This window comes from Streptomyces sp. NBC_00988 (assembly GCF_045162645.1).
GTDB lineage: Bacteria > Actinomycetota > Actinomycetes > Streptomycetales > Streptomycetaceae > Streptomyces.
In genome coordinates this window covers 2,350,281-2,364,544 of the sequence record NZ_CP108730.1, presented here as the reverse complement: position 1 = coordinate 2,364,544, position 14,264 = coordinate 2,350,281, and the positions used below count along the sequence as shown (strand labels likewise).

General features: G+C 69.7%; 10 protein-coding genes. 1 reads left to right on the top strand and 9 read right to left on the bottom strand.

The features are described 5' to 3' along the window. Positions 1 to 3: 3 nt before the first annotated feature. The 4 genes from OG496_RS10805 to OG496_RS10790 all read right to left on the bottom strand — a co-directional run bounded on the left by OG496_RS10805 (position 4) and on the right by OG496_RS10790 (position 4,880). On the bottom strand, positions 4 to 1,329 hold the full coding sequence (locus OG496_RS10805; protein WP_405970629.1) for an ABC transporter substrate-binding protein: 1,326 nt from the start codon (positions 1,327 to 1,329) through the stop codon (positions 4 to 6). Positions 1,330 to 1,437: 108 nt separating this feature from the next. Further along, positions 1,438 to 2,325, bottom strand: a complete 888-nt coding sequence (locus OG496_RS10800; RefSeq protein WP_405970628.1) for a dihydrodipicolinate synthase family protein — start codon at positions 2,323 to 2,325, stop codon at positions 1,438 to 1,440. Beyond that, positions 2,322 to 3,029 carry a GntR family transcriptional regulator gene (locus tag OG496_RS10795; RefSeq protein WP_405970627.1) on the bottom strand — a complete coding sequence of 236 codons (708 nt, stop codon included), beginning with the start codon at positions 3,027 to 3,029 and terminating at the stop codon, positions 2,322 to 2,324. Before OG496_RS10795 ends, OG496_RS10800 begins: the two co-directional genes overlap by 4 nt. Positions 3,030 to 3,665: 636 nt before the next feature. Next, entirely contained in the window at positions 3,666 to 4,880 is a 1,215-nt protein-coding gene (locus OG496_RS10790; RefSeq protein WP_405970626.1) for an ROK family protein, read from the bottom strand. Between the two features lie 175 nt (positions 4,881 to 5,055). Between OG496_RS10790 and OG496_RS10785 the strand changes: the two genes are divergently transcribed. Then, positions 5,056 to 5,331, top strand: coding sequence for a hypothetical protein (locus OG496_RS10785; protein WP_405970625.1), 276 nt, complete (start codon positions 5,056 to 5,058; stop codon positions 5,329 to 5,331). A gap of 106 nt (positions 5,332 to 5,437) precedes the next feature. Here OG496_RS10785 and OG496_RS10780 read toward each other — a convergent pair whose 3' ends face one another. The 5 genes from OG496_RS10780 to OG496_RS10760 all read right to left on the bottom strand — a co-directional run bounded on the left by OG496_RS10780 (position 5,438) and on the right by OG496_RS10760 (position 14,263). Then, positions 5,438 to 6,358 (bottom strand): phytanoyl-CoA dioxygenase family protein, encoded by a 921-nt coding sequence (locus tag OG496_RS10780; protein WP_405970624.1) that lies wholly within the window; start codon positions 6,356 to 6,358, stop codon positions 5,438 to 5,440. 855 nt (positions 6,359 to 7,213) lie between these two features. Beyond that, complete coding sequence (locus OG496_RS10775) at positions 7,214 to 8,827, bottom strand: family 43 glycosylhydrolase (protein ID WP_405970623.1); 1,614 nt, start codon at positions 8,825 to 8,827, stop codon at positions 7,214 to 7,216. Between the two features lie 139 nt (positions 8,828 to 8,966). Continuing rightward, a complete protein-coding gene (locus tag OG496_RS10770) occupies positions 8,967 to 9,686 on the bottom strand; it encodes a GH12 family glycosyl hydrolase domain-containing protein (RefSeq protein WP_405970622.1) in 720 nt (239 codons plus the stop codon). A 135-nt stretch (positions 9,687 to 9,821) separates the two neighbouring features. Next, entirely contained in the window at positions 9,822 to 12,161 is a 2,340-nt protein-coding gene (locus tag OG496_RS10765; protein WP_405970621.1) for a xyloglucanase, read from the bottom strand. Positions 12,162 to 12,268: 107 nt separating this feature from the next. Continuing rightward, positions 12,269 to 14,263, bottom strand: coding sequence for a beta-galactosidase (locus OG496_RS10760; protein ID WP_405970620.1), 1,995 nt, complete (start codon positions 14,261 to 14,263; stop codon positions 12,269 to 12,271). Between the last annotated feature and the right edge of the window lies 1 nt (position 14,264).

Sequence of the window (14,264 nt, the reverse complement as noted above, 5' to 3'; positions counted from 1 at the left end):
CGTTCACCCCGCGGCAAGTACGGTCATGACCTGGCTCGCGGCGTCGTTCAGCGCGGCCTTCGCGGATCTGCGCCCGTAGACCGCCTCCTGCACTGCGGCCGAGACGATCGTCTGGATCTGCGAGTAGCCGCCGACCACCGTCGTTTTGGCGGGGGCGTACTTCGCCACGTCGACGAAGAAGGCCAGCTGCTTGTCGGACGTGATCTGTGAGGCGTTCTGGGCGGCTCGCAGTGCGGGCAGGTTCTTGCTGGCCGCACAGAACGCCGTTTCGGGTGCCTGTCCCAGGGCGTACTCGATGAAGGAGTAGGCGGCGTCCTTGTTGCGGGCCTGGGCGGGGACGGAGAAGCAGAAGGGATCCACGATGGTGGTGTAACCGCTGTCCTTCTTCGGCCAGGGGGCGAGGCCCAGGTCCACTTTGGCGGTGTTCGCGGCGTTGATGGTGAAGTTGCCGCCGACAGCCATTCCGGCCCGGTCCGTCATGAACGGGATCGCGGTCGCCTGGGCTCCCACACCGAAGCCCGGGTCGCATACCTTGTCCTTGCGGACTAGGTCGACGAGGAACTGCAGCGCCTCGATGCCCTCATCGTTGTTGAAAGCGGCCTTGGTGCCGCCCGGGTCCAGGACGCTGCCGTCCACGCCCTGCAGCAACAGCAGGAAGAGTTCCCAGCCGTCGAGCCCGACGGTGTAGGTGTGCAATCCGGCCACCTTGAGGTCCCCGTTCTGGCGGACCGTCATCGCCTTGGCCCACTCGCGCAGCTCGGCCCATGTCCGGGGCGGCTGCTCCGGGTCGAGGCCGGCCTTGCGGACCAGCTTGTTGTTGAGCGTCAGTGCCCGGCTCGTGCCGTACAGGGGGAGTCCGAACACCACCTCGTCAAGGGTGCCGAAGCGGAGGAGCGCGCTGTCCAGCGCCGCGGCGGCCGGGCCTTTCGCGGACATGTACGGTCGCAGGTCGGCCAGCCGTCTGTTGGCGGCGTAGTCCACGGAGTAGAGCCAGTGGTGGACCACCAGGTCGGGGACGGTACCGCCGGCGAACGAGGTGAGCAGCTTCTGGTTGAGCTGGTCGGGGTCGCCGTAGAGGTTGGTGGTCAGCTTGGTCTTGGGGCTCTGCCTGCGGAACGCGGCGACCAGGGCTTCACCTGCGGCCTGCTTGCTGCCGGCCAGCTGCGACCACAGCGTGAGCTGGTCCGTACCCGCGCCACTGGCGTCCGAGGAGCCGCAGCCGGACAGCAGCGGTGCCGCGGCGAGCCCACCGAGAACTCCGCCGACTCCGGCGAGGAACCTCCGACGGGACGGGGTCTGGTGAGAGAGAAGGGGTCTCTGAACGTCCATCGTGTGCTCCTGGGGTGTCGGGAAGGAGTCGCCCTGCCGACGGCCGGGCGTGAACGTAGGGGGAGAGAGAACGGCGGATCGGGTCTGGTGCCGTGCCCCGTTCGACGGTCAGTGAGATGGGGCACCGAGGCTCTGTACGAGAGCGGTGATCCGGTCACGCGCCTGCGGTGCCGGGGGGGCGGCCGCCATACGCAGGGGGCCACCGGGCCGGCCTCGCACTTCGAGGGCGAGTTTCAGGAGGGCGACACTGGGGCCGATTTCGGCCACGGCAGCCTCGACGAGCGTCTGGGCTACCGCCTGGCCGTCGGGATCGGCTCGTTCTATGGCCGAGATCAGCTGAAGGAACGGTTCTGCAAGTGCGGACGACACGCCGGAGACAGCGCCGGACGCGCCGGCTCGCACCGCCGCCGCCAGGTCCCGGTCACTGCCGGTCAGCAGGGTGAAATCGTCCGGAACCACGGCGGAGTACCCCGCGATGATCTCCGCGCCGGGTGAGCTCACCTTCGCCCCGCACAGTCCGGGGATGTCGGCCAGGGCCGCCATCGTCGCGGGCTCGACGGACACTCCGGTCAGCTCCGGGTACACGTACGCGTAGACCGGCACGCCGTCCGCGGCCTCGCACGCCGCGCGGAAGTGATCCAGCTGACGGTCGGCTCCGCCCCGGGCGCCGAAGGGCGTGACCACCGCGAGTTGTTCGGCCCCGGCCGCCACCGCCGCCGAGACGAGTTCGGCCGTACCGTCACCGTCCCTGGTGCCCACGTGTGCGACGACGCGTGCCGACGTGCACACCTCCAGGGCCACCTCGATCAGCCGCAGCCTCTCGTCGTGGGTCAGCGCCAGGAACTCCCCGGTGGTGCCGGCCACGAAGAGGGCGTCCACGCCGCTCTGGTCGATCGCCGCGAAGAGCTTCGCCGCCGCCGGCAGGTCCATGTCGCCGTCCGGCCCGAACGGGGTCGGGACCGCGGCGACCAGTATCGGGCGGGATCCGGCCTTCATCGGTCGCCCCGAACACCTTGTGCCGCGCTGCCCGCGGAGCCGGCCACCCTGGCCCGCGCCGCGCGAAGGCGCTGGCTCGCGCCCAAGAGGTGCCCGGACAGTTCCGTGACCGCCTCCTCGACCTGACCCGACCGCACCAGGTTCAGCAGCAGCAGGTGCGACTCCGCCGACGGGTGCAGATCGTCGTCGTAGGCCGTGGTGACCTGCAGGAGCACGGTGAATGTCGGCAGGTAGTGCTGCCACACGCTCCGCAGTCGGCGGTGCCCCGACAACTCGTAGAACCGCGAGTGGAATTCGAGGTCGGCGACCGCGAACCCGGCCGCGTCACGCCGGTCCGCCGCTTCGCGCATCGCGTCCAGGTGCTCGTTGAGCACGTCCCACTGTGTGCCCGACAGCCGTGCGCAACTGCGCCGCAGAGCCAACGATTCCAGTGATCCGCGCAGCGAGTACAGCTCGTCGATGTCCTCGTCGTGCAGACCGATCACCGACAGGCCGCGCCCCCGCGACTCGACCAGCCCCTCGGCCTCCAGCTGCCGCAGGGCGTCCCGGACGGGACCGCGGCTGACGCCGAATTCCTCGGACAACCGCGATTCGACCAGGTGTGTCCCGGGTGGGAGAGATCCGTTGATGATCATCGCGCGCAGCTCCCGGACGACATGATCGCCCAGGGACGCCTGCTGCTGTATGGGAGGTACGCCGAACATGCCCCACCTTTGGTTGACGGTTAACCGTAAACAATGGCTGGAATCTATTTACTCGATGCCGCGGTGTCAATGGGCCGTCCGCAGAGGCCGTCAGCACGCACAACGCGACGCCTGGCTTCGGGACGAGCCGTGCGCAGCAGGACTTCGATCTCCGGTCCCGCGGAGCCTTGGGCTCCACCGTCGGCGCCGAAGCCGGCATGGGAACGCACACGATGGCCCGCGGCTCAACTGCCGACCGCCTGGCCTCCCTTCGGCGACCTCCTCCTCGCCGAAGACGGGTGGGCTCCCGCTCTCCCGGCGCACGGCGTCCTTGTCGTTGCCCACAGGCCGATGACGCCCTGGCGGCCAGGGTTCGCCGGGCTTGCGTCGGGTTCGGTATCCGCTGGAGACGGTGCTCCCTCCGCTCACTCCGGGCGCCGACGGTGCACCCCGTGATGTGCCGCGGCCGATCGGACAAGGCGGATGCCGACGTCACTGTCCCGACCGGTGGTCGTGGTTCCTCTGTCGAGGCTCACGGAGCCAGGACCGGACACGGGCGTCGCACGTACCGCGGTCGACCCCGCCCCCGCTGCGGGACCGGAGGCGAAGGGCCGCGGGCGGGAGTGCCGGAACATGGGACGTGGCCCACGGCAGAGGTCAGACGCTGAAGCGCATCATGTCGGCCAGGACCAGGCAGGCGGCGCCACGCAGGGTCGCGGCGTCGTCGAGGGGGGCGAGGATGACGGACGGGTTGACCCCGGGGTGGCGCATGACCAGTGGGGAGAGCGCACTCTCGACCGCACGGCGCAACGGCTCACCGGCCTCGGCGGGGTCTCCGTGCAGGAGGACGGCCCCCGGCGCCAGCAACTGGTAGACGAGTGCGACCCCCAGGGCGAGATGCTCCGCGTATTCCTGAAGAAGCACGTCGGCGCCTTCGGTGCCGGCTGCCACCAGCCCTGTCAGAGCCGAGCCGCTCAGGCGCTCCGCGCCCGGCAGGCCGAGTTCGCCCGCGCGGCGGCGCAGCCAGGTCGCCGTGGCCATGGTGTCCCAGCAACCGCGTTTCCCGCACCGGCACAGGTCGCCGCCGACGTTCAGGACCGTGTGCCCGATCTCTCCGCCCGCGCCGAGATTGCCGCGCTGCACCACTCCGTCGGTGACGTAGCCCATCCCGATGGCGTCGCCGCAGTACAGGGAAACGAAGGAGGACAGGCCGCGGCCTTCGCCGAACCAGAGGTCGCCGAGCGCCTGTGCCCGGGGATGGAGATCGAGGAGCACGGGCAGGCCGAGCCTGCGCCGCATCTCGGGGGCGATTGCCAGGCCGTCGAGTTCGGGAGCGAGTTCGACGTGCACGATCTCCCCGGTCGAGGTGTTCACCATGCCGCCGACAGCGATGCCCACACCACGCAGCGGCCGGTTTGCCATGCCCATCACCGACCGCAGCGCCCGTTCCGCCGTCTCCAGAACGCTCTCGGTCCCGGCTCTGGGATCCAGCGGAGCTTCCGCGCTGGCGAGAACGGTGCCGTCGACGCCGACCACGGCGGCGCGCACCGAGGCCGGCATGAGGTGGACGGCCCCGATGGGGGCGCTGTCCTCCGCGAACCACAACGGCCGGCCGCCCTTGCCGCCGGACGGGCCGCTGGGGCGGGCCTCGCGCTCCTCCAGCATGCCTCCGTCGATCAGGGGCTGGGCCACCGTGCCCACCACGGCCCGTTGGGCCCCGAGCAGCCGGGCCAGTTCGGACCGGGAGAGGGGACCGTGGGCATACAGAAGCCGCAGGAGTCTGGCGCGGTTGACGCGCCCTGCGTCGGAGGGCGAGACCAGCGGGAGGACCAGGCCCGTCTCCAGGCCGTTGCCCACGGAGGAGGCGGGCATCGCTGTGTCCGGTTGAGACGCCACCCTGGGAGTCATCCCCTCACCATTTCTCTGTCGTGCTGCCCTCTGAGCACCACGGCAGGCCGTTGACCTGCCCGTACAGGTTCGAAATAATATACGGCAAACCAGTCGGGGCGGGTCCCCGCCCGGCCCGCCGATGCACGAGGAGCACATCATGCCGGAAGAGGACCTGACCAGCCGACCGGACACCTTCGACGCTTCCGCCGTCGTGGAGGATGTGGCAGCCAAGGTCGAGGCAGAGCGGCTCGGCCTGGGACCGGGCGACGAGTTCTCGGTCGTGACGCTGCTGTCGGACCACCCTCACGAGCTCACGGAGGACGAGTTCAGCCGCCTGACGGACGAGATCGGCCGTCGGGTCACGACGTTCGGGGTGATGCTCGAAGCAATGCACGACGTGAAGTGCGACTTCGTCGTCTTCCGCGGTCAATGACGTTGGGGGGTCCGGCAGTTGCCGGACCCCCCAACGATCTCGGATGCGTGGAAGGCGGAGGAAGCGCCGCGCCCGCGCTTCCCTACGCCTTCCACGCATCCGCACGTCACTGACGTGCGGACACCGACTCGTCCTGCCAGGAGCGCAGGCCGAGAAGTCGTTCGCCCAGGGGCGACAGTTCGGCGACCGGGTCCTTCTTCTCCCAGCCGCGCGGGTCGCCGGGGAAGGCGGCCTTCTTCGGCGTCACCTTCTCGCGCCAGGACGTCACGCGTTCCTCGACGAGGGCGGCGTTCGCCTCGTCCGCCGGGAACATGCTGACGTACTGGGCGAGGCGGACCTGGTGTTCTGAGGTGTTGGCCCGCACGCCGTGAGCCAGCAGGCTGTTGAAGATCAGCAGATCGCCGGCCTTCATGACCAGTGGGGCCGGTTCGCCTATGCCCTCGGTGTCCGGGCGCCACGGGTTGCGGTCCGCCGGCTGCGTCGCCACCCAGTCGTCGAAGCCGCGGAACATGTCCGGGTACGCCTGGGTCCCGCCCATCTCGGGATTGGTGTCGACCAGTGACACGATGCCCTGCACATCGAACGGAAGAGGGTCGACGGAGGTGTCGATGTCCCAGTGGATGAAGCCTTTGAACTGCCGGTTGCGCCGGTTGGGCGGGTTGAGGTTGGCGCGGTCGAGGGTGACCCACAGGGCCTCGCGGTCCCAGATGTCGACGAAGGCGTCGTAGAGACGAGGCTCCTGGCGGATGTCCCACAGGTGCTGGTGCTGGTAGATCTCGACCATGCCGCTGCCGCACAGCTCGGGCATGGCGTGGTTCTCGACCTTGGGGCGATACCAGGTCTCCTCGTCGTCAGGGTCGAGCTCACTGAACGTCCACAGCGTGGCTGCGAGGCTCTCCACCTTCTCCCGCGGCACGACATCGCGGATGATGACGTACCCCCAGGTCTTCCAGTGCTGCCAGTTCTCCTCCGTCAGGACACGGAACGGCAGTTTCTTCTCGATGTCGTACATCGGATCCCTGGTCATGACACCCCTCCTTGACGTGGACTGCGGGTCGATCCGCGCATCACCATCTACGTAAGGAACGGTTGCATACGTACTTCGAGGCGTCAACGGCCTCCACCCGCCCGGAAGGATCCACCTGGTCATGACCACCTGTGAAAGGTGGAGGGGGCTGACAGCCGCGGCCCACACCGCTAGTGGGCGTATGACGGCTGGGTGCGGCTCCTCTGGCAGGTCCGGAGTTCGTAGTTGTGCTGGTCGGGTGGGGGACAGAAGCGTTCTTGTTCCCTGTGGGTGTGGAAGGTCCAGTGCTGCGGGGAATCGCCGTTGCTGATGAGGGTCCGGAGGGTGAGGACGGCTTCGGTTCCGGGGACGTTCCACCGACTGCCCAGTGATATCGAGACGGTCGGCCGCCAGGTGACGTGCTGCTCCTTCGACGATGCCGCCGGCGATCGGCCATCCGGCCTTCAGGACCTTGTCGCAGCGCTCGAAGGCACCATTGTTCTCCGGGCAGCGGCAGGCTTTGTCCGCCGCGGCCGACTGATCTGAGGACGGCCCGTGCAGTCGGCCGCGGCGCGGATGGCTGCGAGGGCGCCGGGGGCGTCGGCGGCCAGGATCCGGGCGGCCTTGGTCCGGCTCCAGTCTTCGGCGGCGGGATCGGTGGCGGTGTGGAAACGCCGCGCGGCCGCCCATAACGTCTTCAACAGGTGCACCATATCGAGGACGACGTGGAGGTTGGCGCCGTCGACCAGGACCACCCGGCACGTGTGGTGCTGTGGTGCTGTGGTGCTGTGGGGCGCGGGCCTGGGTCGGGGCTGAAACCGCCACGGCAGCGGTCGCGGGCGCCGAAGGAGAACCGGGGCTGCCGCCTCTCAGCCCCTACGAGCCGACGGAGTAGGTAGCCTCGTGGAAGTCGGCGTGATGGCAGGCTCCCGTCAGGTCCCACACCCACAGGCCGACGAACGCGCCGGTGAAGCCCAGCGAGCGGATCTGACCGTCGGCGTCGATGTCCTCCGCATGTTCGTCCGACAGCACCGTCGCATCGAGCGCAGGGCCGAACGGACGCCAGCCGGCACCGGTGTCGCAGCGGAATCGCAGACGGGGGCCGTCGAAGTCCAGACCGAGACGGATGGGCGTGCTGCCGTCCGGTCCCGCTTCGGTGACCGCGCCCACGACAAGGAAGCCCTGGTCGCTGCTCGCGAGACGCAGTACCGGCTGCCCGGCGTCGTCCGCGGTGAGGTACAGGTAGTACCAGTTGCGGGTGTTGTAGTACGCGGTGATCCCGGCCAGGTGCTGGAAGGCGCGCGGCCGATAGTCCATGGTGGCCTCGAAGGAGCAGCGTGCGGCCGTGACCCGGCGGGCCACCAGGCTGGGCTCGTCCAGGCTCCGTGGCGAACGGCCTCCCCGTATCCGCAGATGCGAGGGGCGTTCGGTCAGGGAGAGCCAGTCCGAGGCCGGGGGGCGGCGCAGGGTGGACCAGTCGGGTCCCAGGTCCGGCTGGTCGAACCCGTCTGCGCCGCTGTCGCCCTCCGACGAGGTCGCCGGGGACGCGGGCAGTTCCGGCGCGGGCACCTCAAGGGCGGGTAGTCCCGTGTCCACCCGCGGCCAGTCGTCCGGCATCCACCGCACCGCCGCGAGTGAGGTCTCGCGTCCGGCGATGCAAGGGCCGTGCGTGCCGTGCGGCCGGGCGACCAGATAAGCGAGGTACCACTGCCCCGAAGTCGTTTCCACGAGGCTGCCGTGTCCCGCCTTCTGGAGGGGCAGTTCGGGATGGTCGCGAGCGGTGATGAGCGGACCATGGGGGTTGCGTTCGTACGGGCCGGCCAGCGCGCGGGAGCGCGACACGGTGACCTGGTGCTGGTATCCGCTGCCGCCGTCGGCGGTGAGCAGGTAGTACCAGCCGTTACGGCGGTACAGATTGGGTCCCTCGATCCACCCCGCAGTCGGAGGCAGCCTGACCCTCACCGGGTCGCCGGTGAGGGCGCGTGTGGCCCGGTCGTACGGCGTAGCCTCCAGTCCGGCCGAACCCCCGTGCCCGGGACGCCAGTCGTGCACCATGTTCAGCAGCCAGCTCTCGGGGCCGTCATGGAACAGCGAGGCGTCGAAGCCGCGCGAGTGGAGAAGTACCGGCTGAGACCAGGGGCCCTTGACGGAGGGCGCGGTGACGACGTAGTTCGGGCAGTCGGTGAAACCGCCCTCGTAGGTCGAGACGTTGCTGTAGACGAGGTGGAACAGGCCGTCCGCATAACTCAGGTTGGGGGCCCATACCCCCGCAGAGTCGGGACGCCCGGCCAGGTCGAGCAGGGACACGCTGTCGAGGATCCCGCCCAGCGGACGCCAGTTCACCAGGTTTGTGGAGTGGTGCACGCGCACGCCCGGGTACCACTCGAATGTCGAGGTCGCCAGGTAGTAGTCCGGCCCGACGCGCAGCACGGACGGGTCGGGGTGCGAGCCGGGCAGCACCGGATTGCGGATCGCCACGGCGGCGCTCATGTGCATGGGACATCTCTCTCGATAGCAGTTCGGACTGATCCGGTGACCCGCGCCGAACGCAGGGGGCCGGGGCGGGATCGCCCCGGCCCCCTGGTTTCAGGCGCTGTTCTCCGGATGGCCGCTTCGGGTCGTCGCGAGGTCAGAAGCCCGCGACGCCCCAGGACGTGGCGGCGTAGCTGCCCGGACCGAACTCCCAGCCGGCCATGATGCTGTTGAGGTACTGGTCGTTGGTGTAGTAGCCCCGGTTGACGCCGTAGTTGAAGAACGGCGTGAGACTGCCGGACCACCAGCCGGACTTGCTGGTGTCCAGGTAGCTGACGGTGTGGCTGACTCCGTCCGGCCAGCTGTACTCGTAGATGTTCCAGGTACGGCCGCCGAGGCTGACGTTGGACGCGGTCGGGACGGCGTTGCCGTTGGCGTCGTAGGAGTTCGCCAGCGGTTGGGTGCCCGACCAGTTGAGCCAGATCATCAGCTCGTTGTCGGAGTTGCGGTTGGTGGGACCGGCTGTCGGGTCGATGAAGATGTCGTACGTGGCGTCGTAGTACGACCCCGAGGCCGGAGACGAGGTCTGGGAGAACCACGACGTGTTGCTGGAGCTGATGGCGCTGAGCTTCTTCGGGAGCGTGGTCACCGGGGAGGTGTTGCCCCAGTCCGCGCCGTCGAACATGGCGACGAAGCCGGTGCCGGTCGAGGAGTTCACGCCCCAGGAGTTGTCGTTGGTGTACCAGGTAGAAGCGCTGCCTCCGGTGTTGTAGTACTTGAAGTAGTACGTGGCCGAGGCCGCCGACGCGGAGTTCGGCAGGGCGAGGACGAGGGCCAGGGCCGCGAGAAGTGCAGCCCAGCCGGTGCGGGATTTCATCTACCCTCCTGTAGTGGTACTGCTCGGTGAATCACACAGAGGAGGAGAGGTCGGCTTCCCCGCTGTGGCAGCGGGGCCGCGTCGTTCTCCCCTTCGGGACGGCGGGTGCGGATTGCGGTGACGGCGAGTCAGACCTCACTCGGTGTCGCCGTAGATGACTCCGCGTCCGTTGGTCCCGAAGTAGATGCGGCCGTAGACCCGCGGGTCTCCGGTCATGGTGTTGCCGGTCCAGGCGTACTGGTGCCGGTCGTCGTTGATGCGGATCCAGCTCCGGCCGGCGTCGTCGGACCTGAAGATGCCGCGCACGCCGTTGATCTTGGAGCTGGTGTAGACGGCGGGATAGGCGGCGCCCGGCGCGGCCTTGCCGAAGCCGACCACGTCGCCCTCGTCCACCGCGTCGAATCTCGTGAACGACGCCCCGGAGTCGGTCGACCGCCACAACCCGTATGGCGTGGGGGTGGTGGACTTGTTGGTGCCGCCGGCGAGCCAGATGTCGCCCTCGTGCCCGGGCACGGCCTTGAAGCGGACGTTCCCCGAGGTGGGCAGGCCGGTCGCCGCCGTTGCCGTGAAGCTCTCGCCGCCGTCCGTGCTGACGTAGAAGACGCCCGCGTCGTAGGCGTAGAACTTCGCCGGATTCACCCGGTCCGAGCGCACCGGAGTTCCGGTCGGCAGCCCGGTCGAGGCAGTCCAGGTGGCACCGTTGTCGCTGGACCGGCTGACCGGTGCGCCGGCCGGTGACCAGACGACGCGCTTGCCGTCGGCGCTGACCGCGACGGACTGGTCGTCGGCCCCGGGCCCGCTGACGCCCGACGGCTCGCTGCCCGAGGGGGACCAGGTGTCGCCGCTGTCCGTGGAGATGGCGAAGTGCTGGGTCCAGCCGCTGGTGGGACTCCCGACCCGCACGATGACTTGGGGCGCCAGTTCCGCGTAGTCCAGGGCGGGCGTGGCACCGAAGGTCGGGTTGTCGTACATCTTCGGCGCCTTGTGGAGGTCCGTGTGGCGGAAGCCACCGACGTCGCCCACGCCCGAGAAGAGGTGGGCGGCGCCGGTCGGCGGGCTGATCACACAGCCGACCGAGGTCTCCTCCAGGCCCTGGGCCCGCACGGACAGATGAACCGTGCCGCCGCCGTCCCAGTCGGTCAGGTTGTCCGAACCGTAGATCGTCGCGCCGGTTCCGTAGAGAAAATGGCCGGAGTCGAAGGGGTCGATCTCGACGGACTCCATCATCCAGCCCAGCTTGGGGGCCATCTCCGGAAGCGACGGTGAGGCGTTCCAGGTCAGCCAGGGAGCCGTGGAGATGTCCATGTCGTAGCGGAGGGTCCGGTCGGGGTAGGTGCCCCAGTCCCACGCCTGGGTCCAGTTCGCGCCGCCGTCGGTGGAACGGAAGAGGAGGCAGTCGGGGTACCACTTGACCTGCGTGGACACCATCAGGGTGTCCGGGTTCTGCCGGTCGATGGTCAGGCCGCTGTAGCCGAAGGTGTTGTCCGCGCTAGTCGAGGGGACGGGGCTGATGCGGGTCCAGGTGTCGGTGGCGGTGTCCAGCTTCCACACGTCGCCCTTGGCGCCGTCGTACGGGCCGGCGGTGTCGCTGGTCGCAAGGTAGAGGTACTCGCCGACGTGGTCGAAGACCGCGTGGTGCGGGATGTAGCCGGTGGGCTGCCCCGGCACCCGCGCCCAGGTCGCTCCCGCGTCGGTGGACCGGTACAGGATGTTCTCGGTGTCGGCGACGGTGACGTAGAGGGTCCGGGTGGCCCTGCCCGCCCTGCCGGTGCGCCTGTCGAAGAGGACCTGCAGGACGCCGAGGTTGTCGTTGGAGTATCCGCTGGTGTCGGTGGGGTCGGGGACGAAGTTGCCGACGTTGGGGAAGTCGGTCACCTGCGTGAAGGATCGACCGTGGTCGGTGCTGCGCCACAGTCCGTGGCCCCCGCGCGCTCCGAGGTAGAGGATGCTGTTGCGGCTGGGGTCGATCGCCAGCCGCTCGCCGATGCCGCGGCCGGGCATGTTGCCGCCCAGCCGGAACGGCAGGGGAGTGGTCTGCCAGGTGCGGCCCCGGTCGGACGAGCGCAGGATGGCCGCCAGGTCGGGGTCCCATTCGGGATTGCTGTAGGTGCCCGCCGCGAGGTAGACGCGGTCGGGGTCGACCGCGTCGGTGGCGACGCTGATGATGCCGGTGTGTCCGTACTCGTCCCAGCCGATCCAGTCGGTGAGGGGGATCCACCGCTTGGCCACCGTGTCGAACCGGTAGGCGCCGCCGATGTCGGTGCGCGCGTACACCAGCCCTGGTTCGCTCTGGTTGAAGACGATGCCGGGCACGAAGCCGCCGCCGACGATCTCCGCGTTGCGGAAGGTGTACGGCGCACATCGCGCGTTCGCGGTGGCGCGTGCGGATGCGGCGGGGCCGAGCAGGGGGAGCGCGGCCGCGGCCGCGCCGGCGGCCAGCAGCCCTCTGCGGGAGAGGTGCGGGGCAGGGGTCATGGCGGGGGTTGCCTTCCTGATACGGGCCCGTACCGGTCGATCACGGGATCAGCGGGCCCAGCGGCTCGGGCTGCGGGTGAAGCGGGCGGGGGTCGTGGCGGGCGGCGTCAGTCGTGGCGCAGGACCGCCGCGCCACGGGCGGGGAGGGTCAGCCCGCGCGGGCCGACCGGCTCGTCCGTCAGCAGGTCGTGGCCGGTGACGGCGAGGTGCCTCGCGGTGTCGCCGTGGTTGAGGAGGAACAGCCAGTCGCGGCCGTCCTGAGCGTGGCGGCGTACGGCCTCGATGCCCGGCGGCGGATCGGCGATCTCGGGACCGACTTCCGCCGCCGCCAGCACGCTGCCGAGCAGTGCGGCGTAGGCGTCGTCCTCCAGCCGCGTGGACAGGTACCAGGCGCTGCCCTGCCCGAACTGATGCCGCGTCACCGCCGGTTGGCCCGCGAGCATGCCGGAGGTGTAGGAGGCGATCGAGGTGGCGCCTTCCAGACGCAGCACCTCGCTCCAGTCCGTGCCCCTCGTGCCGTCGGAGAGCACCAAACTCTGTGAGGCAGCCAGCGGCCGGTACTCCTCGACCCGGATGCCGAGTGCCTCGCGGAGTGGCGCGGCCGGGTACCCTCCGAGCCGGGCCTGGTGGCGCTCGTCCACCGCACCGGCGAAGCGCTCGACGAGAAGAGTGCCCCCTTGCTCCACGTACCGGCGCAGTGAGGCGGCCGAGGCGTCGGACAGCAGGTAGAGGCTGGGGGCGATGACGAACGGGTAGCGCGACAGGTCGTCCGCGGGGTGCGCGAAGTCCGTGGTCACACCGGCGTCCCACAGTGCGCGGTGCGCTCGTCGGAGGCTGTCGTGGTGGCCGGGTCCGGTGGGCGGCAGTCCGCGGGTGTCCAGCGCCCACCAGACGTCCGCGTCGTGCAGCACCGCCGCGCGGGCCCGCACGGTGGAGCCTGCGAGTTCGCCCAGCCGGGCCACGGCGGCGCCGGTGACGGACGCCTCGCGGAAGATCCGGGTGTCCGGTCCGGCGTGCGGGACGATCGCCGAGTGCCACAGCTCGGCCCCCGCTCTGGACTGGCGCCACTGGAAGAACAGCGCACCTTCCGAACCACGAGCGATGTGACCCAGCGTGTGCCGCAGGATGTCGCCGGGCTCCTTGCCGAGCGTGCCGTCGGATGTGTACACGGTATTGGTGCCCTGCTCGATCAGCAGCCAGGGCTTGCCCGCTCCGAACGAGCGGGCCCGGTCGGCGCCGAACGCGGTGTCGGCGCCGGCGTCGACACCCGGCGCGACCGGGTAGTGGTCCACGCCGACGAAGTCGACCTCGCGGCCGAACTTCCACAGGTCGAGCACCTGGTATGCGGGAAGCATCAGGTTGGTGGTCACCGGCCGGTCGCTGTGTGCGCGAATCGCGTCGCGCTGCTCGCGGTAGGCGGCCAGTGTCTCGTCGGAGAAGAAGCGGCGCCAGTCCAGGGTGTGACCCGGGTTGTGGTGCCACTGAGTGGCGCGCGGTGGCAGGATCTGCTCCCAGGCGCCGTAGCGCTGGCTCCAGAAGGCGGTGCCCCAGGCGTCGTTGAGGGCGTCGAGGGTGCCGTACCTGCGGCGCAGCCAGACACGGAACGCGGACGCCGCCTGGTCACAGTGACACACCGTCGCGTACTCGTTGTGCACATGCCACATGCACACGGCGGGATGGTCTCCGTAGCGCTCGGCGAGGGCGTCGGCGATCCGGCCGGCGGCGCGCCGGTAGGCCGGTGCCGCCAGGCAGTACGTGTCGCGGCTGCCGTGGGTGAGCCGGGTGCCGTCCGCGGTGACCGTCAGGGCTTCCGGGTGCGCGAGAGTGAACCAGGGGGGCGGGGAGGCGGTGGGCGTGGCCAGGTCCACGGCGACGCCGGCCACGTGCAGCCGGTCCAGATGGGCGTCCAGCCAGCCGAATTCGTACCGGCCCTCCTCGGGTTCGAGCAGCGCCCACGAGAACACGCCGACCGTGACCAGGTTGACCCGCGCTTCGCGCATCAGCAGGTCGTCATCCTTCCAGACCTGCTCGCTCCACTGCTCCGGGTTGTAGTCGCCGCCGAAGGCGAGACCGCCGAGACGTTCGGTGATGCGGTGAACCATG

Coding starts and splice junctions, on each gene's coding strand:
- OG496_RS10805 (WP_405970629.1), bottom strand. CDS start 1,329: ATGGACGTTCAGAGACCCCTTCTCTCTCACCAGACCCCGTCCCGTCGG.
- OG496_RS10800 (WP_405970628.1), bottom strand. CDS start 2,325: ATGAAGGCCGGATCCCGCCCGATACTGGTCGCCGCGGTCCCGACCCCG.
- OG496_RS10795 (WP_405970627.1), bottom strand. CDS start 3,029: ATGTTCGGCGTACCTCCCATACAGCAGCAGGCGTCCCTGGGCGATCAT.
- OG496_RS10790 (WP_405970626.1), bottom strand. CDS start 4,880: ATGCCCGCCTCCTCCGTGGGCAACGGCCTGGAGACGGGCCTGGTCCTC.
- OG496_RS10785 (WP_405970625.1), top strand. CDS start 5,056: ATGCCGGAAGAGGACCTGACCAGCCGACCGGACACCTTCGACGCTTCC.
- OG496_RS10780 (WP_405970624.1), bottom strand. CDS start 6,358: ATGACCAGGGATCCGATGTACGACATCGAGAAGAAACTGCCGTTCCGT.
- OG496_RS10775 (WP_405970623.1), bottom strand. CDS start 8,827: ATGAGCGCCGCCGTGGCGATCCGCAATCCGGTGCTGCCCGGCTCGCAC.
- OG496_RS10770 (WP_405970622.1), bottom strand. CDS start 9,686: ATGAAATCCCGCACCGGCTGGGCTGCACTTCTCGCGGCCCTGGCCCTC.
- OG496_RS10765 (WP_405970621.1), bottom strand. CDS start 12,161: ATGACCCCTGCCCCGCACCTCTCCCGCAGAGGGCTGCTGGCCGCCGGC.
- OG496_RS10760 (WP_405970620.1), bottom strand. CDS start 14,263: ATGGTTCACCGCATCACCGAACGTCTCGGCGGTCTCGCCTTCGGCGGC.